This is a genomic window from Aquabacterium sp. J223, assembly GCF_024666615.1.
In the GTDB taxonomy this organism is placed as follows: Bacteria; Pseudomonadota; Gammaproteobacteria; order Burkholderiales; family Burkholderiaceae_C; genus J223.
In genome coordinates this window covers 1214094-1238452 of sequence record NZ_CP088297.1, presented here as the reverse complement: position 1 = coordinate 1238452, position 24359 = coordinate 1214094, and the positions used below count along the sequence as shown (strand labels likewise).

Annotated in this window: 27 protein-coding genes and 4 pseudogenes; 5 read left to right on the top strand and 26 right to left on the bottom strand. The window is 71.5% G+C overall.

Going from position 1 to position 24359, the window contains the following annotated elements:
• Positions 1-7: 7 nt before the first annotated feature.
• The 6 genes from LRS07_RS06035 to petA form a co-directional block, all read right to left on the bottom strand.
• Complete coding sequence (locus LRS07_RS06035) at positions 8-1651, bottom strand: MBOAT family O-acyltransferase (RefSeq protein WP_260501070.1); 1644 nt, start codon at positions 1649-1651, stop codon at positions 8-10.
• A 46-nt stretch (positions 1652-1697) separates the two neighbouring features.
• Positions 1698-2264: a ClpXP protease specificity-enhancing factor gene (locus LRS07_RS06030; protein ID WP_260501069.1), complete on the bottom strand. Its 567-nt coding sequence runs from the start codon at positions 2262-2264 to the stop codon at positions 1698-1700.
• Between the two features lie 43 nt (positions 2265-2307).
• Complete coding sequence (locus LRS07_RS06025; protein ID WP_260501068.1) at positions 2308-2925, bottom strand: glutathione S-transferase N-terminal domain-containing protein; 618 nt, start codon at positions 2923-2925, stop codon at positions 2308-2310.
• 115 nt (positions 2926-3040) lie between these two features.
• Positions 3041-3808 carry a cytochrome c1 gene (locus tag LRS07_RS06020; RefSeq protein WP_260501067.1) on the bottom strand — a complete coding sequence of 256 codons (768 nt, stop codon included), beginning with the start codon at positions 3806-3808 and terminating at the stop codon, positions 3041-3043.
• 22 nt (positions 3809-3830) lie between these two features.
• Positions 3831-5231 (bottom strand): cytochrome b, encoded by a 1401-nt coding sequence (locus tag LRS07_RS06015; protein WP_260501066.1) that lies wholly within the window; start codon positions 5229-5231, stop codon positions 3831-3833.
• A gap of 16 nt (positions 5232-5247) precedes the next feature.
• Positions 5248-5850: a ubiquinol-cytochrome c reductase iron-sulfur subunit gene (gene petA, locus LRS07_RS06010; protein WP_260501065.1), complete on the bottom strand. Its 603-nt coding sequence runs from the start codon at positions 5848-5850 to the stop codon at positions 5248-5250.
• A gap of 156 nt (positions 5851-6006) precedes the next feature.
• Here petA and mscL point away from each other — a divergent pair, with 156 nt between their 5' ends.
• The 3 genes and pseudogenes from mscL (at position 6007) to LRS07_RS05995 (ending at position 9192) form a co-directional block, all read left to right on the top strand.
• Complete coding sequence (mscL, locus tag LRS07_RS06005; RefSeq protein WP_260501064.1) at positions 6007-6459, top strand: large conductance mechanosensitive channel protein MscL; 453 nt, start codon at positions 6007-6009, stop codon at positions 6457-6459.
• A 194-nt stretch (positions 6460-6653) separates the two neighbouring features.
• A pseudogene (locus tag LRS07_RS06000) lies at positions 6654-6995 on the top strand (DUF1631 family protein); the annotation flags it as partial.
• A 169-nt stretch (positions 6996-7164) separates the two neighbouring features.
• Complete coding sequence (locus tag LRS07_RS05995; protein ID WP_509909129.1) at positions 7165-9192, top strand: DUF1631 family protein; 2028 nt, start codon at positions 7165-7167, stop codon at positions 9190-9192.
• 3 nt (positions 9193-9195) lie between these two features.
• On the opposite strand, the gene pdxA is transcribed toward LRS07_RS05995, so the two are convergent.
• On the bottom strand, positions 9196-10215 hold the full coding sequence (pdxA, locus tag LRS07_RS05990; protein WP_260501063.1) for a 4-hydroxythreonine-4-phosphate dehydrogenase PdxA: 1020 nt from the start codon (positions 10213-10215) through the stop codon (positions 9196-9198).
• Positions 10212-10964 carry a Nif3-like dinuclear metal center hexameric protein gene (locus tag LRS07_RS05985; protein WP_260501062.1) on the bottom strand — a complete coding sequence of 251 codons (753 nt, stop codon included), beginning with the start codon at positions 10962-10964 and terminating at the stop codon, positions 10212-10214. Before LRS07_RS05985 ends, pdxA begins: the two co-directional genes overlap by 4 nt.
• A 27-nt stretch (positions 10965-10991) precedes the next feature.
• On the opposite strand from LRS07_RS05985, the gene LRS07_RS05980 reads away from it, so the two are divergent.
• Positions 10992-12155 carry a trypsin-like peptidase domain-containing protein gene (locus LRS07_RS05980; RefSeq protein WP_260502051.1) on the top strand — a complete coding sequence of 388 codons (1164 nt, stop codon included), beginning with the start codon at positions 10992-10994 and terminating at the stop codon, positions 12153-12155.
• Positions 12156-12172: 17 nt separating this feature from the next.
• Here the strand turns inward: LRS07_RS05980 and tatC are convergent, their stop codons facing one another.
• The 10 genes and pseudogenes from tatC to LRS07_RS05935 all read right to left on the bottom strand — a co-directional run bounded on the left by tatC (position 12173) and on the right by LRS07_RS05935 (position 16695).
• A complete protein-coding gene (gene tatC / locus LRS07_RS05975) occupies positions 12173-12964 on the bottom strand; it encodes a twin-arginine translocase subunit TatC (RefSeq protein ID WP_260501061.1) in 792 nt (263 codons plus the stop codon).
• A 13-nt stretch (positions 12965-12977) separates the two neighbouring features.
• Positions 12978-13139 (bottom strand): annotated as a pseudogene (gene tatB, locus LRS07_RS22195) (Sec-independent protein translocase protein TatB); the annotation flags it as partial.
• A 98-nt stretch (positions 13140-13237) separates the two neighbouring features.
• A pseudogene (gene tatB, locus LRS07_RS22190) lies at positions 13238-13466 on the bottom strand (Sec-independent protein translocase protein TatB); the annotation flags it as partial.
• Positions 13467-13491: 25 nt separating this feature from the next.
• Complete coding sequence (gene tatA, locus LRS07_RS05965) at positions 13492-13731, bottom strand: Sec-independent protein translocase subunit TatA (RefSeq protein ID WP_260501059.1); 240 nt, start codon at positions 13729-13731, stop codon at positions 13492-13494.
• Positions 13732-13828: 97 nt separating this feature from the next.
• The gene (locus tag LRS07_RS05960) at positions 13829-14173 is read right to left on the bottom strand and encodes a histidine triad nucleotide-binding protein (RefSeq protein WP_260501058.1); all 345 of its coding nucleotides are present in this window, start codon (positions 14171-14173) and stop codon (positions 13829-13831) included.
• A complete protein-coding gene (locus LRS07_RS05955) occupies positions 14170-14556 on the bottom strand; it encodes a DUF4870 family protein (protein ID WP_260501057.1) in 387 nt (128 codons plus the stop codon). The genes LRS07_RS05960 and LRS07_RS05955 overlap by 4 nt, the downstream gene beginning before the upstream one ends.
• On the bottom strand, positions 14553-14909 hold the full coding sequence (locus tag LRS07_RS05950) for a phosphoribosyl-ATP diphosphatase (protein WP_260501056.1): 357 nt from the start codon (positions 14907-14909) through the stop codon (positions 14553-14555). The genes LRS07_RS05955 and LRS07_RS05950 overlap by 4 nt, the downstream gene beginning before the upstream one ends.
• A complete protein-coding gene (gene hisI / locus LRS07_RS05945; RefSeq protein ID WP_260501055.1) occupies positions 14906-15316 on the bottom strand; it encodes a phosphoribosyl-AMP cyclohydrolase in 411 nt (136 codons plus the stop codon). The genes LRS07_RS05950 and hisI overlap by 4 nt, the downstream gene beginning before the upstream one ends.
• Positions 15317-15329: 13 nt before the next feature.
• Positions 15330-15755 (bottom strand): NUDIX domain-containing protein, encoded by a 426-nt coding sequence (locus tag LRS07_RS05940; RefSeq protein WP_260501054.1) that lies wholly within the window; start codon positions 15753-15755, stop codon positions 15330-15332.
• Entirely contained in the window at positions 15748-16695 is a 948-nt protein-coding gene (locus LRS07_RS05935) for an ATP-binding protein (RefSeq protein ID WP_260501053.1), read from the bottom strand. The genes LRS07_RS05940 and LRS07_RS05935 overlap by 8 nt, the downstream gene beginning before the upstream one ends.
• Positions 16696-16782: 87 nt before the next feature.
• Between LRS07_RS05935 and LRS07_RS05930 the strand changes: the two genes are divergently transcribed.
• Entirely contained in the window at positions 16783-17661 is an 879-nt protein-coding gene (locus LRS07_RS05930) for an alpha/beta hydrolase (protein ID WP_260501052.1), read from the top strand.
• Here LRS07_RS05930 and pdeM read toward each other — a convergent pair.
• The 8 genes and pseudogenes from pdeM to LRS07_RS05890 form a co-directional block, all read right to left on the bottom strand.
• The gene (gene pdeM / locus LRS07_RS05925) at positions 17658-18338 is read right to left on the bottom strand and encodes a ligase-associated DNA damage response endonuclease PdeM (RefSeq protein WP_260501051.1); all 681 of its coding nucleotides are present in this window, start codon (positions 18336-18338) and stop codon (positions 17658-17660) included. The two genes, LRS07_RS05930 and pdeM, sit on opposite strands and share 4 nt — an antisense overlap.
• On the bottom strand, positions 18335-19030 hold the full coding sequence (gene slmA / locus LRS07_RS05920) for a nucleoid occlusion factor SlmA (RefSeq protein ID WP_409450629.1): 696 nt from the start codon (positions 19028-19030) through the stop codon (positions 18335-18337). The genes pdeM and slmA overlap by 4 nt, the downstream gene beginning before the upstream one ends.
• A gap of 11 nt (positions 19031-19041) precedes the next feature.
• Positions 19042-19746, bottom strand: a complete 705-nt coding sequence (locus LRS07_RS05915; RefSeq protein ID WP_260501049.1) for a pyrimidine 5'-nucleotidase — start codon at positions 19744-19746, stop codon at positions 19042-19044.
• 58 nt (positions 19747-19804) lie between these two features.
• Complete coding sequence (argB, locus tag LRS07_RS05910) at positions 19805-20722, bottom strand: acetylglutamate kinase (RefSeq protein ID WP_260501048.1); 918 nt, start codon at positions 20720-20722, stop codon at positions 19805-19807.
• A 74-nt stretch (positions 20723-20796) separates the two neighbouring features.
• On the bottom strand, positions 20797-22293 hold the full coding sequence (locus tag LRS07_RS05905; RefSeq protein WP_260501047.1) for a carboxypeptidase M32: 1497 nt from the start codon (positions 22291-22293) through the stop codon (positions 20797-20799).
• A 4-nt stretch (positions 22294-22297) separates the two neighbouring features.
• Positions 22298-23291, bottom strand: a pseudogene (locus tag LRS07_RS05900) (S49 family peptidase).
• Entirely contained in the window at positions 23278-23709 is a 432-nt protein-coding gene (locus tag LRS07_RS05895) for a Rieske (2Fe-2S) protein (RefSeq protein WP_260501046.1), read from the bottom strand. The pseudogene LRS07_RS05900 and the gene LRS07_RS05895 overlap by 14 nt, the downstream one beginning before the upstream one ends.
• Entirely contained in the window at positions 23702-24352 is a 651-nt protein-coding gene (locus LRS07_RS05890; RefSeq protein WP_260502050.1) for an HAD family hydrolase, read from the bottom strand. The genes LRS07_RS05895 and LRS07_RS05890 overlap by 8 nt, the downstream gene beginning before the upstream one ends.
• Positions 24353-24359: the final 7 nt, after the last annotated feature.

Here is a 24359-nt window from a genome sequence, read left to right as displayed (position 1 = left end):
GCGGACGTCAGAACTGGAAGTAGATGAACTGGACCGGCGCATTGCTCGTTCCCATGACCAGGATTACCAGGGCCACCGCGCAGAGCGCGCCCTGCACCGGCCGCGGCCAGAAGCGCACGGCGTCGAGCCGGCCCTGCAGGTGCTCGGCCAGCTGCAGCGCGAACAGCAGCGCCATGCCGGCCAGCGCCGACAGCGGCGGCTTGGGGATGACCGACGGCACCCCGGACGGACCGAATCCCAGCAGGGTCTGGGTGAAGAGGACGATCTGGTCGAACGAGTTGGCGCGGAAGAGCAGCCAGCCATAGCAGACGAAGACGAAGAAGAACGCGATCTGCAGCGCGCCGACGGCCGCGCCGGTGAGGCCGGGGCGGGGTGCGGCCGGCCGGCGGTCGCCGGTGAAGAAGCGGTGGACGCACAGCAGCGCGCCCTGGTAGACACCCCACAGCACGAAGTTCCAGGCCGCGCCGTGCCACAGGCCGCCGAGCGTCATCGTGGCCATCAGGTTGAAGTAGGTCCGGCCCTCGCCGCGGCGGTTGCCGCCCAGCGAGATGTACAGGTAGTCGCGCAGCCAGGAACTGAGGCTGATGTGCCAGCGGCGCCAGAACTCGCTCGGGTTCTTGGAGAAGTACGGCAGCCGGAAGTTGAGCATCAGCTCGATGCCCATCATCTTGCTGACGCCGCGGGCGATGTCCGAGTAGCCGGAGAAGTCGCAGAAGATCTGGACGGCGAACAACACCGTCGCCATGGCGATGTCGCCGGCGGACACCGCGCCGCTCGAATTGAAGACGGCGTTGACGGCCGGCGCCACGCCGTCGGCGATCGCCACCTTCTTGAACAGACCGAAGAGGATGAGCAGCAGACCCTGGCCGACCTGCCGCCAGCGCACGCGGCGCGGCTGCAGCAGCTGCGGCAGCAGGTGGCGCGCGCGCTCGATCGGGCCGGCCACCATCGGCGGGAAGTAGGCGACGAAAAGCGCGAAGTCCTGCAGGCGGCGGGTCGGCTTGACCAGCCCGCGCGAGACGTCGATCGTGTAGCTCAGCGACTGGAAGGTGTAGAAGCTGATGCCCACCGGCAGCACGATGTGCAGGTGGAAGAGCTCCGGGTTCAGGCCGAGGCCGGCCAGCGCGGACTCGGCGCTGTCGATGAAGAAGTTGAAGTACTTGAAGCAGCCGAGGAACGCCAGGTTGACGAACACCGTCATGAACAGCATCAGCCGCCGCCGGCGGTCGGGCGCCATGGCGGCGATGCGGTCGTGCGTGGCGTTGGCCACCAGCACGAAGGCCAGGCTGCCGACCACGGTCCAGCCGCCCACCGCGCTCGCCGTCCAGGCCAGCGGCTGCGCGCCGGGGGTGAACCACGACACCAGCGCCGCCCAGTCGACACAGAGGAAGACCACGGCCGCCGCGACGATGAACACCGACGCCGCCCAGCGCTGGCGGGTGGGCACCCGGCCCTCGGCCAGCATCAGCCCGATCCAGAAGTCGACCGTGGTCGAGAAGGCGATCAGGAACAGGAAATTGACGTCCCACCAGCCGTAGAACACGTAGCCGGCGAGCAGCAGCAGCGTGTTCTGCCCTCGAAAGGGCAGCACCAGGTACAGCCCGTAGACGATGCCGAAGAAGGCGAGGAACTCGAGCGAGTTGAAGAGCATCGGCGGGCGTCGCGGACGTCGGGACGGGGGGTGGCGGCGCGGACCGCTACTTGATGCGCTTCAACGACGGCCGCCCTGCCGGCGGCGAGGGCTCGGGGGGCGGCTCGGGCGCCGGCTTGCCGCTTCCCGGTGCGGGCGCGGGTGCGGGCGCGGGGCCCACGCCGTCGGCCGACGCCAGCCGCAGCCCGGCCGGCTTGCCCTGGGCGGCGCCGCCCTCCGGCTCACCGCCGGCCGCGGCACCTGCGGCACCGGCGGTCGGCACGCCGGCGTCGGTGGGCACGGGGAAGGCCATGCCCTGGCCGTTCTCCCGGGCGTAGATGGCGACGACGTGGTCCACCGGCACGACGATCTCGCGCGCGCTGCCGCCGAAGCGCGCCTTGAACTCGATCAGCTCGTTGCCCAGCTTCAGGCCCGAGGTCGCCTCGAAGCCGACGTTGAGCACGATCTCGTTGTTCTTCACGTACTCCATCGGCACCTGCACGCTGCGGTCGACGAAGACCGCGATGTAGGGCGTGAAGCCGTTGTCGGTGCACCAGTCGTGCAGCGCGCGGATGAGGTACGGCCGGGTGGAGGTCCCCTGGGCGTCGCCACCCGGCGGAGGGCTGCTGCTCATGTGGCGATCGCTCCCTTGTGCTGGCGGTTCTTCGGCCCGCTCCTTACTTGCGCATCACCTTCTCGGACGGCGTCAGCGCCTCGATGTAGGCCGGGCGGGAGAAGATGCGCTCGGCGTACTTCAGCAGCGGCGCGGCGTTCTTCGACAGGTCGATGCCGTAGTAGTCCAGGCGCCACAGCAGCGGCGCGATGGCGACGTCGAGCATCGAGAAGTCGTCTCCGAGCATGTACTTGTTCTTCAGGAAGATCGGCGCCAGCTGGGTCAGCCGGTCGCGGATCTGGCTGCGCGCCTTCTCGAGCTGCTTGTCGGTCGCCTTGACCGTCATGCTGCGCGCCTCGAGCACATTGACGTGGGCGAACAGTTCCTTCTCGAAGTTGAAGAGGAACAGCCGCACGCGCGCACGCGCCACCGGGTCGCCGGGCATCAGCTGGGGGTGCGGGAAGCGCTCGTCGATGTACTCGTTGATGATGTGCGACTCGTACAGGATGAGGTCGCGCTCCACCAGGATGGGCACCTCGTTGTACGGGTTCATCAGCGCGATGTCCTCCGGCTTGGCGAAGAGGTCGACGTCGCGGATCTCGAAGTCCATGCCCTTCTCGAAGAGGACGAAGCGGCAGCGGTGCGAGTAGGGGCAGGTGGTTCCGGAGTAGAGCACCATCATGACGGCAGGCTCCTAAGGGGTTCGAGAGCGGCAGGAAAACCAAGACGCGCAGGGGCACCGGGGTGCACCACTGCGCGGTGGAGGTGGGTGGCGCCCGCGGAGCGCCATGAAGCGGTTACTTGACGTCCTTCCAGTAGGCGGCGTTGAGCCGCCAGGCGACGACGATGAAGAGCCCCAGGTACAGCAGCACCCACACGCCGATGCGCAGGCGGCTCTGCTGGGCGGGCTCGGCCATCCACGTCATGTAGGCCACCAGGTCGGCCACCGCCTCGTCGTAGCGCTGCTGCGGCAGCGTGCCGGGGGTGATCTGCTCGTAGCCCTTGAAGACGTGCAGCGTCTTGCCTTCGTCGTGCGGGTCCTTGACGTTCTCGAACCGGGCGATGCGCTGGCCCTGCAGTTCCCACAGCGGGTGCGGCATGCCGATGTTCGGGAAGGCCAGGTTGTTCCAGCCGGTGGCGCGGGTGTCGTCGCGGTAGTAGCTGCGCAGCAGCGTGTACAGGTAGTCCGACCCGGTGCCGCCGGCACCGGCGCGCGAGCGCGCCACCAGCGTCAGGTCCGGCGGGGTGGCGCCGAACCATTCCTTGGCCTGCTTGGGGTCGATGGCCGACTTCATCGTGTCGCCCACCTTGTCGGTGGGGAACAGCAGGTTGGCCTTGATCTGGTCTTCCGTCAGGCCGATGTCGGTCAACCGGTTGTAGCGCATGAACGCCGCCGAATGGCAGCTCAGGCAGTGGTTGACGAAGAGCTTGGCGCCGTTTTGCAGCGCCGCGCGGTCGGTCAGCCGCTCCGTCGGGAAGCTGTCCCAGGCCATGCCGCCCTCGGCGGCCGACGCGGCGGAGACGAACGCCAGCGCGGCCAGCAGGCAGGCGATGAGTTTCTTCATGTTGATGAGGCTCCTGCCGCGGTCAATGGGCGTGGAAGGTGACGCGTTCCGGCACGGGCTTGAAGCTGCCCAGCCGGGTCCACCACGGCATCAGCAGGAAGAAGCCGAAGTAGAAGACCGTGCCGACCTGCGCGATCAGCGTGCCGACGGTCGACGGCGGCTGGATGCCCAGGTAGGCCAGCACGACGAAGAACACCACGAAGACGGCGTAGACGTAGCGGTGCCAGGTCGGGCGGTAGCGGATCGACTTGGCCGGGCTCTTGTCCAGCCAGGGCAGGAAGAACAGGATGATCACGGCGCCGCCCATCACCACCACGCCCCAGAACTTGGCGTCGAAGGTCTTGAGCAGGACGATGGCCACGACGGCGGCGATGACGATGCCCACCTTGGTCACCAGCGACAGCCGGCCCTTGATGAAGGCGAAGGCCGCCGCCAGCGCGAAGATCACGCACAGGGCGTTGATCATCTCGTCGGTGGTGGCGCGCAGCATCGAATAGAACGGCGTGAAGTACCACACCGGGGCGATGTGCGCGGGCGTCTGCAGCGGATCGGCCGGGATGAAGTTGTTGTATTCGAGGAAGTAGCCGCCCAGCTCCGGCGCGAAGAAGATGATGGCGCTGAAGACGAACAGGAACACGCTCACCGCGAAGATGTCGTGCACCGTGTAGTACGGGTGGAAGGGGATGCCGTCCAGCGGCCGCCCGCTGGCGTCCTTCTTGGCTTTGATCTCGACCCCGTCCGGGTTGTTCGAGCCCACCTCGTGCAGCGCGATGATGTGCGCCACCACCAGGCCCAGCAGCACCAGCGGGATGGCGATGACGTGGAAGCTGAAGAAGCGGTTCAGCGTGGCGTCGCTGACCACGTAGTCGCCGCGGATCAGCAGCGCCAGGTCCGGGCCGACGAAGGGCACCGCGGCGAACAGGTTGACGATCACCTGGGCGCCCCAGAAGCTCATCTGGCCCCAGGGCAGCAGGTAGCCCATGAAGGCCTCGGCCATCAGCACCAGGAAGATGGCGCAGCCGAAGATCCACACCAGCTCGCGCGGCTTGCGGTAGCTGCCGTAGAGCAGCGCGCGGAACATGTGCAGGTAGACGACGACGAAGAACGCCGACGCGCCGGTGGAGTGCATGTAGCGGATCAGCCAGCCCCACGGCACGTCGCGCATGATGTACTCGACCGAGGCGAACGCCAGGTTCGCGTCGGGCTTGTAGTTCATCACCAGGAAGATGCCGGTGACGATCTGGATCACCAGCACCAGCAGCGCCAGCGAACCGAAGACGTACCAGACGTTGAAGTTCTTCGGTGCGTAGTACTCGCCGACGTGCTCGTTGTAGAGCTTGGACAGCGGGAACCGGTTGTCGACCCAGTTCAGCAGCTTTGCCGAGGCCGGCGCGCTGGCGGAAATTTCCTTGTACTCAGCCATGCTCGTCGTGCTCCGGTCAGGCCTGCTTCGCCTCGCCGATCAGCAGGCGGCTGTCGGACAGGAAGGTGTAGGGCGGCACCTCGAGGTTGTCGGGCGCCGGCACGTTCTTGAAGACCCGGCCGGCCATGTCGAAGGTCGAACCGTGGCAGGGGCAGAGGAAACCGCCGGCCCAGTCGCTGGGCAGCGAGGGCTGGGGGCCGGCCTGGAACTTGTCCGTCGGCGAGCAGCCGAGGTGCGAGCAGATGCCCACGACGACCAGGATCTCCGGCTTGATGGAGCGCCACTGGTTGCGCGTCTCCTTCATCGGCGTCACCTCGTCGGGCTTGCGCTCCGACTTGGGATCGGCGAGCTGCGCCTCGTCCTTCTTCAGCGCTTCCAGCATCTGCGGGGTGCGGTGGATGATCCACACCGGCTTGCCGCGCCATTCGACCGTCAGCTTTTCGCCGGGCTTGAGGTTGCCGATGTCGACTTCGACCGCCGCCCCGGCGGCGCGCGCGCGCTCGGAGGGCTGGAAGGTGCTGACGAAGGGCACGGCGGTGGCGACACCGCCCACCGCGCCGGCGCCACAGGCGATCGCGACCCAGGTGCGGCGGCCCTGGTCGACTTGCGGCTTACTCATGCAGATTCCTTGGACTGGCTTCTGGTCAGGGGCAACCCGAGATTCTAGCGGAGCGATGCAGCGTCACCGCAGGCCGGGCGTCGGCTTGTGGGCAGCGGGGGCCGGCCGCGATACTGCCTCGGGGCCGTGACCTTCGTCGTGGCAAGGACCTCCAGCATGGGTTTCGCCAAAGAGTTCCGGGAGTTCGCCGTCCGCGGCAACGTGGTCGACCTGGCGGTCGGCGTGATCGTCGGCGCGGCGTTCGCCAAGATCGTCGATTCGCTGGTTAAGGACCTGGTGATGCCGGTGGTCGGCCGGGTCATCGGCGGGCTCGACTTCTCGAACCACTTCCTGCGCCTGGCCGACCCGCCGCCCGGCTACCAGGGCCCGATGACCTACGAGGCGCTGACCAAGGCCGGGGTGCCGCTGTTCGCCTACGGCAACTTCCTGACCGTGCTGCTGAACTTCGTGCTGCTGGCCTTCGTCATCTTCCTGATGGTGCGCCAGGTCAACCGGGTGCGGCGGCGCCTGGAGCAGCCGGCCGCCGAACCGGCCGCCGCCCCTCCGCCCGAGGACGTGCTGCTGCTGCGGGAAATCCGCGACGCCTTGCGCCAGCGCAGCGCACCTTAGGGCGGGCGCCGGCGGCCACGACGCCGCCGCGAGTTGGCGCGGCGAACAATGTGACGATGCGTTTCGCGGGCGCACCTTCGCACACCGTGACCGCCCATACTCCTTCAGTCCCTTCCCGGGGCGGCCGATAGACGGAGACGAACCAGCCGGTCGAGCCGCCACCGTGCGGCCGGCCCTGGCCGGAGCAGCCCCCGATGAACCCGCCCTCGCCGCGATTCGCAGCCACCCTCGATTCGGCGCTTCGCCGCGTCTGTGCCACCGCCCGCCTGGCGGCGGAGCGCAGCGTGGACAGCCTCGGTCTGGCGGCGCTGTCGGCCATGAGCGTGCGCGAGCGGGACCAGCGGCTGGCCGCGCAGTTCGAGCTGAGCCGACGGCACGAGGCGTTCTGCCAGGCCTTCGACGCGGCGATCGAACGCCGGGTGGCCCGTGAACGCGAGCGCCACGACGGCAGCCGGGCGGCCACCGCCACGGCCTGGCAGAGCCTGAGCCTGGTCGACGACCGCCAGGTCGAGGCGCAGGTCGAGGCCGACCGCTTCGGCCTGAACCTGCAGCACCAGTGCGAATGGGAGCTGCGCGAGCTCGACGCCTACATCGGCCCCCCTGCTGGGCCTCACGCGGCCGGACAGCCAGCGCAACCCGCTGCGGCCGGAGGCGATCGGCCTGGCACTGGTCGAAGGCGTCGACACGCTGTCGGACCGACCGGACGTGCGCAAGCTGCTGTCCGCCGAGATCGGCCGGACGCTGGCCACGCTGATGCGCCAGACCTACGCCGACATCGTGGCCGAGCTGCGCCGCGACGGGGTGCAACCGCTCGGCCTGGCGCTGCGCGGGGCCACCGCAGGCGACACGGGGAACAGCCGTGCCGGCCGCTTCGACGGGCGGGACAGCCGCGCCGGCGGGCTGCCGCGGGACAGCCGGCATGGGCCCGCGACCGGCGCGAGCGGACCGTCGGGACTGAGCACCGGCCATGGCAGCCCCCATTCCGGCTACGGCAGCCGGCACGGCGGCGGCGGTGTCGGCGGCGCGCAGGACCGCTCCGGCCCCGGCACCGGGCGCGACGGCCTCGGCGGCCCCAGCACCGGCGGACGCGACCACGGCGGCGGCGCGGCCGGCGGCCACTGGGACGGTCCGCCGCCGGACGCCCTCGACGCCCACCTGTCCATGCTGATCCGCCGGCTGGCGCAGCTCGGTCCCGAGGGCGGCGGCGGACGCACCGACTTCGGCACCACCGGCGACGCCGCCCACCTCGGCAGCGCGACCACGCCCGGCGGCGCCGGCCTGCGCAACCTCATCGTCGCCCACCGCGACGAGCTGCGGCAGGCGGCCACCGGCACGCTGGACCACATGGTCATCGACGTCGTCGGCAGCCTGTTCGACCAGGTGCTGTCCGACCCCAAGGTGCCGCCGCACATGGCGCGGCAGATCGCCCGGCTGCAGCTGCCGGTGCTGCGGGTGGCGCTGGCCGACGTCACCTTCTTCTCGTCGCGCCGCCACCCGGTGCGACGCTTCGTCAACCGCATCGCGTCGCTGGCCTGCGCCTTCGACGACGTGGGCGAAGACTCCGGCCGGCGCCTGCTGGCGCTGGTGCGCGAGCTGGTGCAGCAGATCGTGCAGGGCGACTTCGACCAGATGGCGCTGTACGAGCGCAAGCTGGACGAGCTGGAGGCCTTCGTCGCCGAGGCCGCGCGGGAGGACATCCGCGGCGACGACGGCAGCGACCCCGGCGAGGTGCTGGCCCAGCGCGAGCGCGAGCTGCTGCAGCAGCAGCGCTACATGCAGCAGCTGCAGTCGGCGCTGACCGCGGTGGACGTGCAGGACTTCCTGCGCGACTTCATCGCCCAGGTCTGGAGCCAGGCGATGGTGCAGGCGCGCCGCGAGCACGGCGAGGAGGCGGCGCTGACGCAGCGCCTGCGCCACGCCGGCCGCGAGCTGCTGATGAGCGTGCAGCCCAAGGGCACGCCGGCCGAGCGCAAGGCCTTCCTGCTGCGGCTGCCGCAGCTGATGAAGGACCTCAACGACGGCATGTCGCTCATCGGCTGGCCGGAGTCCGCCCGCAAGCAGTTCTTCGCCCAGCTGCTGCCCGCGCACGCCGAATCGCTGAAGGGCCAGTCGCTGCGCACGCTGGACCACAACCTGCTGGTCAAGCAGCTCGACGCCATCCTGGCCGCGCCGGTGCCCGAGCCCGGCGCGCCGCCGGCCGGTGCCCTGCTGCCGACGCTCGACGACGTGGTGGCCACCCCGGACCTGGGCCTCAGCGACGAGCAGGCGCAGGCGGTGGGCCTGGTGCGCGAGACCGAGGTCGACTGGAACGGCCAGGTGGACATCGACCTGTCCGACGAGCCCGAGTTGAGCGAGGTCGACATCCACATCGACGGCCTGCCCTCGCCGAACGCCGCCGAGCGCGCCGAGCCGACCCGCGGCGCCGCGCTGGCCGAGCACGTGCAGCTCGGCATGGCCTACCAGATGCACCTGGAAGGCGAATGGCAGAAGGTTCGCCTGACCTACGTCAGCCCGGGGCGCGCCTTCTTCATCTTCAGCCGCGGGCGCAAGCACCAGAAGACCATCTCGCTGACCGCCCGCATGCTCAGGCGGCTGTGCGAGAGCGGCCGCATGCGGGCCTTCGAGAGCGCCTACCTGCTCGAGCGCGCCACCGCGCGGGCCCGCAAGCAGCTGGCCGCGATGACGCCGCCGCCGGGACGCGCCGGCGCCGCCGCCGCCACGCTGCGGCACTGAGGCTCAGACGCCCAGGCGGTCGCGGGCCGCGCGCACCGCGGCGCGCAGGCTGGCCGCATCGGCCACCCCGCGGCCGGCGATGTCGAAGGCGGTGCCGTGGTCGGGGCTGGTGCGCACGAAGGGCAGTCCCAGCGTGACGTTCACGCCCTGCTCGACCCCCAGGTACTTCACCGGGATCAGGCCATGGTCGTGCGTCATCGCCACCACCACGTCGAACTCGCCCGGATGCGCCGGCGGCGCGTGGCGGGCGCGCATGAACACCGTGTCCGGCGCGAAGGGGCCGTGCGCGTCGAGGCCCTCGTCGCGGGCGGCCTGCACCGCCGGGGCGATGAAACGCACCTCCTCGTCGCCGAAGAGGCCGCCCTCGCCGGCGTGGGGGTTGAGCCCGGCCACCGCGATGCGCGGCGCACCGCCGTCGCGGCCGCGCACCCGCGCGTGGGTGATGCGCAGCGTCCGCAGCACCGCGTCGAAGTCCAGCCGCTCGATGGCCTCGCGCAGCGCGAGGTGGATGGTCACCAGCACCACCTTCAGCTCGTCATTGGCCAGCATCATGCGCACCGGCGGCAGCCGTCCGTCGGCCCCGGCGGCCAGCGACTGCAGCAGCTCGGTGTGGCCGGGGAAGGCGATGCCGGCGGCGGACAGCGCCTCCTTGTGGATCGGTGCCGTGACCAGCGCCGCGCCCTCGCCCGCCATCACCGCCCGGGCGGCGGCCTCGACGCACCGGGCGGCGGCGGCTCCGGCGCGGGCGTCGATGCGGCCCATCGGCAGGTCGGCCAACCCCTCGGGCAGCCCCGGCGGCGACCACACCGCCAGCGCGCCGGGCGGCACCGCGGCCATCTGACGTGGCCCGTCGATCCGCGCCACCGGGCGCTGCAGCCCGGTGTGCGCCAGCGCCCGCCGCACCACACCGACGTCGCCGACCAGCAGCAGGCCGCCGCCCGGCTCGTCCGCGGCCACACGCACGGCGATCTCCGGACCGATGCCGCAGGGGTCGCCCAGGGTGACGAGCAGCGCCCCCTTCATGCCGGGTTGTCCAGGTCGATGTGGGTGTGGACCAGGCCGAAGCGCTGCGCCAGGTGCGCACCCAGCGCCTGCACGCCGTAGCGCTCGGTGGCGTGGTGGCCGGCGGCGATGAAGGCCACGCCGGTCTCCCGCGCCAGGTGGGCCTGCGGCTCGGAGACCTCGCCGGTCAGGTAGGCGTCGGCGCCCGCGGCGATCGCGGCCTCGAACCAGCCCTGCGCGCCGCCGGTGCACCAGGCGATGCGGCGCAGCGGGCGGCCGTCCCCCGGCAGCAGCAGCGGCGGACGCTGCAGCGCCTGCGCGACCCGTGCGGCGAGCGCGTCCGCCGTGCCGAGGTCGCCGGCCGGGCCGATGAAGCCCAGCGACTGATCGCCGAAGCGGCCGTCGGCCTGCAGCCCCAGGCGCCGCCCGAGCTGCGCGTTGTTGCCCAGCTCGGCATGCGCGTCCAGCGGCAGGTGGAAGGCGAAGAGGTTCAGCTCGGCGGCCAGCAGCCGCTGCAGGCGCTGCTTCATCCAGCCGGTGACGCGGCCGTCCTGGCCGCGCCAGAACAGGCCGTGGTGCACCAGCAGCAGGTCGGCGCCGTCGGCGACCGCGGCCTCGATCAGCGCGCGGCTGGCGGTGACGCCGGTGACCAGACGGGACACCGGCTCCCGCCCCTCGACCTGCAGACCGTTCGGCCCATAATCCTTGAAGCTGTCCACCGCCAGCAGGTCTTTCAGGTATTCGTCGATGTGCTGCCGGGACGTGGACATGGAACGCGGGACCTCTCGAACATGAGCCTGAGACGGATCTGGTTGATTTTCGCCCAGGCGGTGACGGTGGCCCTGGCGGTGCTGTTCGTCATCACCACGCTGAAGCCGCAATGGCTGCCGGGCGGCGGCGGCGGCAGCGCCTCGCTGCCGCCGGCGCTGCTGCCGCCCAACGTCGGCGAGCCGCCGCCGGCCCCGGGGATGGCGGTCAGTTATGCACCGGCGGCCAAGCGCGCGGCGCCGGCCGTGGTGAGCATCGCCGCCAGCAAGGCACCGGTGCGCGGGCCGCAGCAGGACGACCCCTGGTTCCGCTTCTTCTTCGGCGACCGCGGCAACCCGAACCAGCAGCCGCAGGTGGGCCTCGGCTCCGGCGTCATCGTGTCGTCGGAAGGCTACCTGCTCACCAACCACCACGTCATCGCCGGCGCATCGGACATCGAGGTGCAGTTGCCCGACGGCCGGCAGGCCCAGGCCAAGCTGGTCGGCACCGACCCCGAGACCGACGTGGCGGTGCTGAAGATCGAACTCGACAAGCTGCCGGTGGTGAGCCTGGGCCGCGCCGACCAGCTGCAGGTGGGCGACGTGGTGCTGGCCATCGGCAACCCGTTCAACGTCGGCCAGACGGTGACCAGCGGCATCGTCAGCGCGCTGGGCCGCAACCAGCTCGGCATCAACACCTTCGAGAACTTCATCCAGACCGATGCCGCCATCAACCCGGGCAACTCGGGCGGCGCCCTGGTCGACGTCAACGGCAACCTGGTGGGCATCAACACCGCCATCTACTCGCGTTCCGGCGGCAGCCTGGGCATCGGCTTCGCCATTCCCGTCGACACCGCGCGGCAGGTGATGGACGGGCTGGTGAAGGAGGGCCGGGTCACCCGCGGCTGGATCGGCGTCGAGCCGCGCGACCTGACGGCCGAGTTCATCGAGAACTTCCGCCTGCCGGTGCGCCAGGGGGTGCTCATCACCGGCGTGCTGCAGGACGGCCCGGCGGCGCTGGGCGGCATGCGGCCCGGCGACGTGGTGCTGAAGGTGGGCGACCGGCCGGTGGCCAACACCGCGGCGCTGCTGGCGGCGGTGGCCGGGCTGCGCCCGGGCACCGAGGCGGTGATCGAGGTGCAGCGCGGACCGCGCCAGGTCGACCTGAAGGTGCGGGTGGCCCAGCGGCCCACCGTGCAGCCCCGGGAGCGTTGAGCGCCCGGCGGCGCTCCTCACGCCGCCGTCTTCTTCTCTTCCTCGACCGGCGCGGCGGTGTGCTTGATGAACAGCTGCGCCGCCCAGATGCCCACCTCGTAGAGCAGGCACATCGGGATCGCCAGCGCCAGCTGCGACACCACGTCCGGCGGCGTGATCACCGCCGCGACGATGAAGGCCGCGACCACGAAGTAGCCGCGCCAGGCCTTGAGCTTGTCGACGCTGACGATGCCGATGCGCGCCAGCAGCACCACCGCCACCGGCACCTCGAAGGCGGCGCCGAAGGCGATGAACATGGTCAGCACGAAGCTCAGGTAGGCCTCGATGTCAGGCGCCGCGGTGATGCTCTTCGGCGCGAAGCCCTGGATGAACTTGAACACCTGGCCGAAGACGAAGAAGTAGCAGAAGGCCACCCCGGCGAAGAACAGCAGCGTGCTGGACACCACCAGCGGCAGCACCATCTTCTTCTCGTGGCTGTACAGGCCCGGCGCGACGAAGGCCCACACCTGGTAGAGCACCACCGGCAGCGCCACCATGAAGGCGGCGAGCATGGTGATCTTCAGCGGCACCAGGAACGGCGAGATGACGTTGGTGGCGATCAGCGTCGCGCCGGCCGGCAGGTGCGCCACCAGCGGCGCGGCCATCAGGTCGTAGAGCACGCCCGGGCTCGGCCACAGGCAGAGCACGCCGAACACCACGCCCACCGCGATGAGCGCGCGCACCAGCCGGTCGCGCAGCTCGATCAGGTGCTCGACGAAGGGCTGCTCGGTGCCGGCCAGTTCGTCCTGGCCGTCTGGTTTTGCGCTCATCGGGACGGGAGGTTCAGCGCGGGCCGGGGGCGCGGAAGCGGGCCACGCGGGCGGCACCGGAAAGCGCCCGGGTGCGCACGCCCTGCCGCTGCTTGTACCAGCGCGGCACGGCCGACCGCTTGAGCCGCCAGTTCTTCTTCACCGGCCGGTGGCCGGGCACCGGCGTGGCCAGCGGCGTGTCGTCGAACCCGCTGCCGCCGATGGCCGGCGTGTCGGCGTCGTCCTTCCAGGCCGAGTCCAGTTGCTGCTGCGTCTGGTGCACGTGCTGGTTCACCGTGGACTCGACGTCGCGCGCCGCGTCCTCGAACTGGGTCTTCATCTTCTTGAGCTCTTCGAGCTCGATGGAGCGGTTGACCTCGGCCTTGACGTCGGCGACGTAACGCTGCGCCCGGCCCACCAGGTGCCCGACCGTGCGGGCCACCTTGGGCAGGCGCTCGGGCCCGATGACGATCAGCGCCACCGCGCCGATGAGGGCCAGCTTGTCGAAGCCGAAGTCGATCATGGACCGGGCGTGCCGCGACCCGACATCACGACTTGCGGCGCGCCTCGACGTCCACCGTCTCGCCGGCCGGCGGGTTGGCCGTCTTGGCGTTGGTCAGCGCCTCGGCGTCGGCGGCCGCCGAGGCCTCGCCGCCCTTGACGCCCTGCTTGAAGCCGTGCACCGCGGAGCCGAGGTCGGAGCCCATGTTCTTGAGCTTCTTGGTGCCGAAGATCAGCACGACCACCAGCAGCACGATCAACCAGTGCCAGATGCTGAACGATCCCATGGGGAAATCTCCTGAAGAAGGATGGGATTCTAGGGGAGCGCCCGCGGCGCTCCCGGGGGCAAGGCCATGCGGTGAACGTGACGTTCCCCGCGGGCCTTCAGGGTTGTGCGGGCCCCGGCGTGCCCATGACGTGCAGGTGCAGGTGGAACACCTCCTGCCCGCCGCCCTTGCCGGTGTGCACCACCGTCTTGAAGCCGTTGTGCAGGCCGTGCTGGCGGGCGAGTTCGGGCGCCAGCCGCAGCAGCTTGCCCAGCATCGGCTGGTCGGCCTCGGTGGCCTCGGCCAGCGACGACAGGTGCGCCTTCGGGATGATCAGCAGGTGCACCGGCGCCGCCGGGCGGATGTCGTGGAAGGCCAGCGTGTCGGCGTCCTCGTGCGCCTTCTTCGACGGGATCTGGCCGTCGACGAGCTTGCAGAAGATGCAGGTGGGATCGGATGTCATGTGGGGACCGGCATGGGACGTTGATCGGACAGGGCCAGCCAGCCGCGCACGATGCGCCAGGCGAACCACAGGGAGATGACGCCCCAGGCGATCCACCCCGGCAGCAGGAAGACCAGCCACAGCGGCGCGGTCAGCAGGTAGGCCAGGCCGCAGAACAGCACCGAGCGGATGCGCCAGCGGAAGTGGCTCTCCTGCCAGCTGCCGCGGGCCTCGTCGCGCTTGAACAGGTCGATGGCGAACGCGATGACCAGCAGCAGCACGCTGCCCTGCACGCCCGGCAGCACGGCACCCAGCGCCACGACGGCGTGCAGCGCGTAGCTGATGTGCCCGACCGTGCGCAGCGACTTCTCGCGCCGCGGCTCCAATTCCACGACACCGTTCATCGCGACTCTCCGGCTTCGCGCGCCTGGGCCTTGCGCGCGGCGAACTCTTCAAGCCCCGACAGCCCTTCGCGACGGGCCAGTTCGTCCAGCACGTCGGCCGGCTTCAGGTTGAAGGCCTCCAGCGCCAGCAGCGTGTGGAACCACAGGTCGGCCACCTCGTAGACGATCTTCTGGCGATCGCCGTCCTTGGCCGCCATCACCGTCTCGGTGGCCTCCTCGCCGATCTTCTTCAGGATGGCGTCGGGGCCCTTGTGGAACAGGCGGGCGACGTAGCTCTTGTCGGGGTCGCCGCTGCGGCGCTCGGCGATGACGGCGGCGAGCCGCGCCAGCACGTCCTGCGAGGTGGGTGTCATGGCTGGCCGGGGTAGATGGTCGACGGGTCTTTCAGCACGGGCTCCACCGCACGCCAGGTGCGGCCGTCGGCCGTGGCTTCAAGCCGCTGGAAGAAGCAGGCGTGGCGGCCGGTGTGGCAGGCGATGGAGGGATCGTGGCCGTGCTGGGTGACCTTCAGCAGCACCACGTCCTCGTCGCAGTCGAGCCGGATCTCGTGCACCTGCTGCACGTGGCCGGATTCTTCACCCTTGTGCCACAGCCGGTTGCGCGAACGGCTCCAGTAGACCGCCTGGCCGCGCTCGGCGGTGGCGGCCAGCGCCTCGCGGTTCATCCAGGCCACCATCAGCACGTCGTTGCTGCCGAGCTCCTGCGCGATCGCCGGCACCAGGCCGCGGTCGTCCCATTTCACGGCGTCGAGCCAGTCCATCGACCCAGTTTAATCAGTCGAGGTGCGTCGGCCCCATGAAGCCCCGCTCCTCGGCGAACCAGCGCAGCACCGGCAGGGTCCCGGGCAGCACCGGCCGCACGGCGACCGGCAGGCCGCACCAGGCCATCTGCTGCCCCTCGCGCATCTCGAACTCGCCCTGCCAGTCGACCACCTTGCAGAAGTTGAGCCGCACCCGCGCATGCGGGTAGTCGACCACCTCCACCTGCCACGGCCGTGCGGCGCCGATGGTGATGCCCAGTTCCTCGTGCAGCTCGCGCCGCAGGGCCTGTGCCACCGTCTCGCCGGCCTCGAGCTTGCCGCCCGGGAACTCCCAGTAGCCGGCGTAGGGCTTGCCCTCGGGCCGGCTGGTCAGCAGGAAACGGCCGTCGGGGGCGATCAACACGCCGACGGCCACCTCCACCGGTGTGCGGTCAGGCATCGTCGAGTTCCTCGGGACCCTCGCCCAGTTCGCGGATCGGGACCGGCGCGGCGGCGGGCGCCTGCGACGCGTCGCGGCCCGCGAAGTCGCGCGCGAACTGCTGCGCCACCCGGCCCGAGCGCGAGCCGCGCTCCAGCGCCCACACCAGCGCCTCGCGCCGTGCGTCCGCGAAGGCCTCGTGCGGCACGCCGAAGTGGGCCAGCCACTGCAGGACGATGGCCAGGTACTCGGCCTGGCTGAACGGGTAGAAGCTCAGCCACAGGCCGAAGCGCTCGGACAGCGAGATCTTCTCCTCGATCACCTCGCCGGGGTGGACCTCGCCGTCCTCGGTGTGGGTGTAGGAGAGGTTCTCCTTCATGTACTCGGGCAGCAGGTGGCGGCGGTTGCTGGTGGCGTAGACGAGCAGGTTGTCGCCGCCGCCGGCCACCGAGCCGTCGAGCACCGACTTCAGCGCCTTGTAGCCGGGCTCGCCCTCGTCGAAGCTCAAGTCGTCGCAGAAGACGACGAAGCGCTCGGGACGGCCGGCGACAAGCGCCACCAGGTCGGGCAGGTCCACCATGTCGGCCTTGTCCACCTCGATCAGCCGCAGGCCCTGCGGCGCGAAGGCCTGCAGGCAGGCGCGCACCAGCGAGCTCTTGCCGGTGCCGCGGGCCCCGGTCATCAGCACGTTGTTGGCCTGGCGGCCGGCGACGAACTGGGCGGTGTTGCGCACCAGGCGTTCCTTCTGGCCGTCCACTTCCTTGAGGTCGTCCAGCGCGATGGCGGCCAGGTGCTTGACCGGCTCCAGCCAGGCCTGCGCGCCGCGCTTGCGGTAGCGGAATGCGATGGCCGCCGACCAGTCGGGTGCCGCCAGCGGTCGCGGCAACCAGGCGTCGAGGCGGTCGAGCAGCGCGTCGGCGCGCTGGAGCAGCGCCTCGAGGGATGCGGTGGAAGCGGTCATGGCGCGACGAAAGCGCGGCAGTGTAGCCAAGCCACCCCGGCGTTCCCGGCGCTGCCGAGGCGGCGGCGCTGTGCCAGGATCCGCGCCATGCCGACCCCCACACCGCCCCTCTACCGACAGTTCACCAGCCAGGCCGACATCGACGCCCAGTACAACCCGGTGACCTCGCCCGCGCAGGCGGCCGCGGCGCTGGCCCATTACGAGTCGCAGGCCCTGACCGCGCGGCAGCGGCTGCCGTCGCGGCTGGACGTGCCCTACGGCCCGACGCGCGCCGAGACGCTGGACATCTTCCCCGCCGAGCGGCCGGGCGCCCCCGTCTTCGTCTTCCTGCACGGCGGCTACTGGCGGGCGCGGTCGTCGAAGGACTTCAGCGGCATCGCGCTCGGCCTGCGGCCGCTGGGCATCACCACCGTGGTGGTGGACTACGCGCTCTGCCCCACGGTGACGCTGGACGAGATCGTGCGCCAGGCGCGTGCGGCGCTGGCCTGGGTGTGGCGCCACATCGCCGACCACGGCGGCGACCCGTCGCGCATCGCGCTGGGCGGGCACTCCGCGGGCGCGCAGCTCACCGCCATGTGCCTGCACACCCGCTGGGCCGAGGACTACGGCCTGCCCGACGACCCCTGTGCCGCGGCGCTGATGGTGAGCGGCGTCTACGACCTGCGGCCGCTGCGCTGGTCGTACCTGCAGCCCGCGCTGCAGCTGGACGAGGGCATGGTGCAGCGCTGCTCGCCGCTGGGCCGGGTGCGGCGCTGCGCGACGCCCGCGCTCATCACCTGGGGCGGTGCGGAGTCGACCGAGTTCGCCCGCCAGTCGACCACCTTCCACGCCGCGTGGCGCGACGCCGGCAACGAGGGCGAACTGATGCCGCAGCCGGGCGCCGACCATTTCACCGCGCTGCACGGGCTGGAAGACCCGGCCAGCGGCATGAGCCGCTGGCTGGCCGGCCGGCTGGGCGTGGCTTAACCGGCCGCGAAGGACCGTGCCGTCCGCGGCAGGCGCGCCAGGCGGCCGTCGGCGATCGCCACCACGTCGTCGCCGTCGGCCGGCCGCACCGGGTGCATGCCGGTGAAGGCACCGAAGGCCGGCAGCACCGTCGTCTCGCGGCCCAACCAGAAGCAGGGCAGCCGCAGCCGGTCGAAGCCGGTGCCCAGCCGCACGCAGGGGTGCAGGTGGCCGCCCAGCACGTGCACGCCCGGCCGCGGCCGCGGCTCGTGCGCCAGCGCCAGCCCGTCGACGTGCAACGGCCCGTCCACCGCCTCGATGCCCAGCGACGCCGGCGGGTCGCCGGCGCGGTCGTCGTGGTTGCCGCGCACCAGCGTGATCGGCAGCGCCGCACGGCGGCGGCGCCAGCCGGCCAATGCGTCCATGGTGCCCGGCGCGCGGGCGCGGGCCGAATGCAGGAAGTCGCCCAGGACCACCAGCCGCTCGGGCGACCAGCGCTGCACCAGCGCCTCCAGCCGCTGCAGGGTGTCGGCGGTGGTGCCGTGCGGCACCGGCACGCCCAGGCGGCGGAAGCTCACCGCCTTGCCGATGTGCACGTCGGCCACCAGCAGCCAGCGCCGACGAGGCAACCACAGCGCCTTGTCGGCCAACAGCAGCGCGGGCACGGCGCCGAGCGTCACCTCCAGGCCGGTGGTCATGCCAGCAGCAGGCGCAGCGCGACGTCCAGGTGCTCGCCGGGCGGGCGGCGGAAGCCGGAGCGCGCATGGCGCTGCAGCCGGCCGAGAGCGAAGGCCAGCAGCACCGAGGCGCGGCCCTGCGCATCGACCGTCGGCGTGGTCGAGCCCATCGCCTCGGCATGCGCGCGCAGGCACTGGCGCAGCGTCGATTCCAGGCGGTCGAAGAACTGGTTCATGCGGGCGGTCAGGCGTTCGTGCTCGTAGACCAGCGCATCGCCGACCATGACCCGCGTCAGGCCCGGGTTGCGCTCGCCGAACTGCAGCAGCACCCGCACGATGCGGCCGGCCTGGGCGCCGGGGGCGGGCTCGCGCTCCGCCACCTCGCGCAGCAGGCCGAAGACGCTGGCCTCGATGAAGTCGATCAGCGCCTCGAACATCTGCGCCTTGCCGCTGAAGTGGCGGTAGAGGGCCGCTTCCGAGACGCCGATGCGCGCGGCCAGGGCGGCGGTGGTGATGCGTTCGGCGCCGGGTTCCTCCAGCATCGTCGCCAGCGTCTGCAGGATCTGCAGGCGGCGTTCGCCGGGACGGGGGCGCTTGCGGGCGGCGGCCTCGGCGGCCACGTCAGCGACGGCGGCGGTGTGGGCCCCGGGCGCCGGGTCGGTGGCGGATGCGCTGCCGTCCGCCGGCGGGGCCGGTGCGGGCGTCTCGGGCATCCACGAAGGGGTCACCACCGGTGTCGTCGCAGGCGTTGCAGCGAGGCGATTCTTGCATGGACGTAGGACGGCCTTCGGCGCCGGCGCGGCGGCGGCACGCCGGGCCGGCCGGCCGCGCCCCAGCGCTGCATCCACACCGTCTTCAGACCGACGCCGCGGGCCGCCTTCTGGTGGTCCAGGGTGTCCTCCACCAGCACGCACTGCGACGCCGCCACACGCAGCCGCGCCAGCAGCTGGCGGAACATGCGGCGGTCGGGCTTGGGCCGCCAGTGGCCGAACATGCGCATGCGCTCCACCGGGATCAGGCCGTCGAACAGGTGGCGCAGGCCGAGCGCGCGCAGCACCCGCTCGGCGTAGGCCAGGGGTGCGTTGGTCAGGACGTACTTGCGGCCGCGCAGCGCGTTGAGCGCCGCCGCGTCGTGCGGGTGCCGGCGCAGGCGGTCCTCCAACCCCGGCAGGCGGTGCGTCTGTTCGAGGAAGTGCGGGGCCGAGACGTCGTGGTGCCGCAGCAGGCCGAGCAGCGTGGCGCCATAGCGCCGCCAGTAGCGGGTGCGCAGCGCCTGCGCGTCCTCCAGGGTGAGCGACAACCGCTCGGCGATGTAGGCCGTCATCGCCTCGTTGATGCCGCCGAAGGCGGCGCCGCTGGCGTCGTGCAGCGTGTCGTCGAGGTCGAACAGCCAGACCCGAGGGGTCGGCCGGTCGCCGGGCCGCCCCAAGGCCGGCCAGCCCCCTTGGGGGCAGCGCCGCGGCGAAGCCGCAAGCGTGGGGGCCTTGTCAATGCGAACGGATCATCGTGCCGTAGGCCTGATCGCTCAGGATCTCCAGCAGCATGGCGTGCGGCACCCGGCCGTCGATGATGTGCACCGCGTTGACGCCGCTCTTGGCCGCGTCCAGGGCCGAGGCGATCTTCGGCAGCATGCCGCCCGAGATGGTGCCGTCGGCGAACAGCTCGTCGATCTCGCGGGCGCTCAGGTCGGTCAGCAGCGTGCCCTGCTTGTCCAGCACGCCGGGCGTGTTGGTCAGCAGCATCAGCTTCTCGGCCTTGAGCACCTCGGCCAGCTTGCCGGCCACCACGTCGGCGTTGATGTTGTAGCTCTCGTTGTCCTCGCCGAAGCCGATCGGGCTGATGACGGGGATGAACTGGTCGTCCTGCAGCGCCTTCACCACCGAGGGATCGATGGCCAGGATCTCGCCGACCTGGCCGACGTCGTGCTCCTTGGTCGGGTCGTCCTTGTCGATCATCTTCAGCTTGCGCGCGCGGATGAGGCCGCCGTCGCGGCCGGTGAGGCCCACCGCCTTGCCGCCGGCGAAGTTGATGAGGCCGACGATGTCCTGCTGCACCTCGCCGCCGAGCACCCATTCGACGACCTCCATCGTCTCCTCGTCGGTGACGCGCATGCCCTGGATGAAGGTGCCCTTCTTGCCGATCTTGGCCAGCGCCTCGTCGATCTGCGGGCCGCCGCCGTGCACCACCACGGGGTTCATGCCCACCAGCTTGAGCAGCACCACGTCCTCGGCGAAGTCCTGCTGCAGCGCCGGGTCCGTCATGGCGTTGCCGCCGTACTTGATGACGATGGTCTTGCCGTGGAACTGCCGGATGTAGGGCAGCGCCTGCGCCAGGATCTCGGCCTTCTCGCGCGGCTTGATGTGGGCCAGGCCGTCGTCGGTGGAGGCGGGGATGGCGGTGCTCATGGGCGGGCTCTTCGTGCAGGTGGCGGAGGCGCGGGCATTGTAGGAAACCCTTGCCTTCGCCGTCGGACGCGCGTTCAGCCGCCGAGGTAGCGCGCCTCGAGGTGCGCCCTGAAATGCGCCGGGTTCAACGGCTCGCCGCTGGCCTGGACGGCAAGCTCGTCGGTGGTCCAGCGGCTGCCCTGCGACCAGATGCGGTCGTGCAGCCAGCCGAACAGCGGCTGCAGGTCGCCAGCGGCGATGCGGTCGTCGACGTCGGGCTGCTCGCGCCGCAAGGCGGCGAACCACTGCGCGGCGTACATCGCGCCCAGCGTGTAGCAGGGGAAGTAGCCGAACAGGCCCTCGGGCCAGTGCACGTCCTGCAGCGGGCCGTCGCGGAAGTCGCCGCGGGTGTCGAGGTCCAGCAGCGAACGCATGGCCGCGTCCCAGTGCGCGGGGATGTCGTCGGCGGCGATCTCGCCGGCGATGAGGGCGCGTTCGAGGTCGAAGCGCAGCAGCACGTGCGCGGGATAGGTCACCTCGTCCGCCTCGACGCGGATGCGGCCCGGCTGGACCCGCGTGAGCAGGCGGTGCAGCGCGAGCGGCTCGAAGGCGGCCTGCGGGCCGACGTGCTCCGACAGCAGCGGCGACAGCAGCCGGGCGAAGCCGCGGCTGCAGCCCAGCTGCATCTCGAAGGCCAGGCTCTGGCTCTCGTGCAGCGCCATCGACCGCGCCTGCGCCACCGGCTGGCCCAGCCAGGCCCTTGGCAGGTTCTGCTCGTAGCGGGCGTGGCCGGTCTCGTGCACCGTCGCCATCAGGCCCTGGATGAGGTCGTCCTCGCGGTAGCGGGTGGTCAGCCGCACGTCCTCCGGCACGCCGCCGGAGAAAGGATGGGCGCTTTCGTCCAGCCGGCCGGCGTCGAAGTCGAAACCCAACCGGCGCATCACCGCCAGGCCGAGCGCCTTCTGCTGCGCGACCGGGAAGGGGCCGGCGGGCGGCACCACCGGTTCACCGGCCTGTCGTTCGCGGACGCGGCGGATCAGCCCCGGCAGCCAGCCGCGCAGGTCGTCGAACACCTCGCCGATGCGGGCGGCCGTCATGCCCGGCTCGTAGCCGTCGATCAGCGCGTCGTAGGGCGCCAGGCCCAGCGAGTCGCCCAGGCGCTCGGCCTCCTCCCGCACCAGGGCCAGCAGCGGCCGGAAGTGCTCGAGGAAGCCGGCCCAGTCGTTGGCCGGCCGCTGCCGGCGCCAGGCATGCTCGCAGCGCGCGGCCGCCAGCGACCGCGCCTCGACCAGCGCTTGCGGCAGCGCGGTGGCCCGGCGCCATTCCCGGCGCAGCTCACGCAGGTTGGCCTGCTGCCAGCCGTCCAGCGGCTCGGCCTGCGCGGCGTCGATGAGCGGCCCGAGGGCCGTGTCGGTGCGCAGCCCGTGCAGCAGCGCCGCCATCTCGCCCATCGCCGCGGCACGGGCCTCGGCGCCCTTGGGCGGCATGCCGGCCGCGCGGTCCCAGGCGGCCAGCGACTGCAGGTGTTCCAGCCGGTAGAGGCGGCGCTGGCGCTCGGCCAACGCCTCGTAGGCTGGAAGCGCCTCGGGCACGGGTTCAGCGCAGCGGCGACAGCGCGCGCAGCGCCTTCACCGCGCCGGCGCCGACCGCGGCGCCGAAGCGCTTGGCCAGGCGCTCGGCGACGTTCTCCTTGGGCGTGTAGTCCACCACCTCCTCGGCCTTGATCACCTCGCGGGCGACGAAGTCGAGGTTGCCGAAGTGGTCGACCAGGCCCTGCTGCACGGCCTGCTCGCCGTTCCAGAACAGGCCGGAGAAGGTGTCGGGCGTTTCCTTCAGCCGCTCGCCGCGGCCTTCCTTGACGACCCGGACGAACTGCTGGTGGATCTGGTCGATCATGGCCTGCGCCAGCGCGCGCTGGCGCGGGTTCTCGGGCGAGAAGGGGTCGAGCATGCCCTTGTTGTCGCCGGCGGTGAGCAGCCGGCGCTCCACGCCGAGCTTGTCCATCAGGCCGGTGAAACCGAAGCCGTCCATCAGCACGCCGATGGAGCCGACGATGGACGCCTTGTCGACGTAGATCTCGTCGGCCGCCACGGCGATGTAGTAGGCGCCGGAGGCGCACATCTCCTCGACCACCGCGTAGACCTTCTTGTCGTGCAGCGCCTTCAGCCGCCGGATCTCGTCGTAGACGATGCCGGCCTGCACCGGGCTGCCGCCGGGCGAGTTGATGCGCAGGATCACGCCGCGCGCGCCGGGGTCTTCGAAGGCGCTCTTCAGGGCGGAGACGATGGCTTCCGCGCTGGCCTCGCCCTCGCTGTCGATCTCGCCGCGCACCTCCACCAAGGCGGTGTGCGGCCCGGTGGGGGGCGGTGGTGCGCAGCCGCTGCTGCGCGGCGCCGACCACCAGCACCAGCCCGAGCAGCAGCCAGGCGAAGCGGAAGAAGATGCGCCAGCGGCGCTCGCGGCGGCGCTCGCGCAGCAGTTCGGTGGCCAGGGTCTCCAGCGCGCCGTCCAGGCCCGGTCGACCGGTGGTGGTCATGGGCACGGGCGCCGGGGCGGACGCGCCGGCGCGCAGGTCGTCATCGGGGGTCATGGGAATCTCTCGGGGGAGGCGCGTCGGGCACCGTGTCGGTGGCCGGCCGGATGTCGCGGGAAGGATACCAATACACCCGGCCGTCGACCTCGCGCACCTCGACGGCCGTCAGGCGGCCGCGGCCACCCGGCCCGGCCACGCAGCGGCCGTCCTGCGGGTCGTAGGTGGCACCGTGCACCGCGCAGACGATGTGTTGGCGCTCGGCGTCGAGGAACTGGCCCGGCTGCCAGTCCAGTTCCACCGGCACGTGCAGGCAGCGGTTGAGGTAGGCCACCACCCGGCCGCGGTGGCGCAGCGCGAAGGCGCGCAGCGGCCGGCCGTACTGCCGCACGTCGAAGAGCAGCGCCGGACCGTCCTCGGTCAGCGCCGCGGACTCGCACAGCCGCAGGCCGTCGGCCTCGGGCCGTGTCTCAGGCATGGTCGTCGAGCCAGCGGTGCAGGTCGGCCAGCGAATGGGCCACGTGCAGGGGCCTGAGCTCGGCGAACCGCGCCGGCTCGTGGGCGCCGTAGGCCACCGCCACCGCCGGCGTGCCGGCATTGGCCGCCATCTGCAGGTCGTGCGTGGTGTCGCCGATCATCAGCGTGCGCTCGGGCTCGGTCCCGTGCGCGGCCATCAGCTCCAGCAGCATCTGCGGGTGCGGCTTGGAGGCGGTCTCGTCGGCGGTGCGGGTGCCGTCGAAGAGGCCGTGCAGCCGGGTGTTCCGCAGCGCCTCGTCCAGCCCGCGCCGGCTCTTGCCGGTGGCCACCGCCACCCGGTGGCCGCGTGCCTTGAGCGCCTGCAACAGGTCGAGGGCGCCATCGAAGAGGCCGATGGCGTGCTGCTCCGCGAAGTAGTGCTCGCGGTAGCGCCGGCCCAGCTCGCCGTAACGCGCCACCGGGAGGTCGGGCACGGCCGTCTGCAGCGCGTCCTGCAGGCCCAGGCCGATGACGAACGCCGCCTGCGCGTCGCTGGGCACGGCCACGCCGAGGTCGCGGCAGGCCGCCTGGATGCAGCGTGCAATCAGCGCGGTGGAATCGAACAGCGTGCCGTCCCAGTCGAAGACGATCAACTCGAAGTTCATGTCGGGC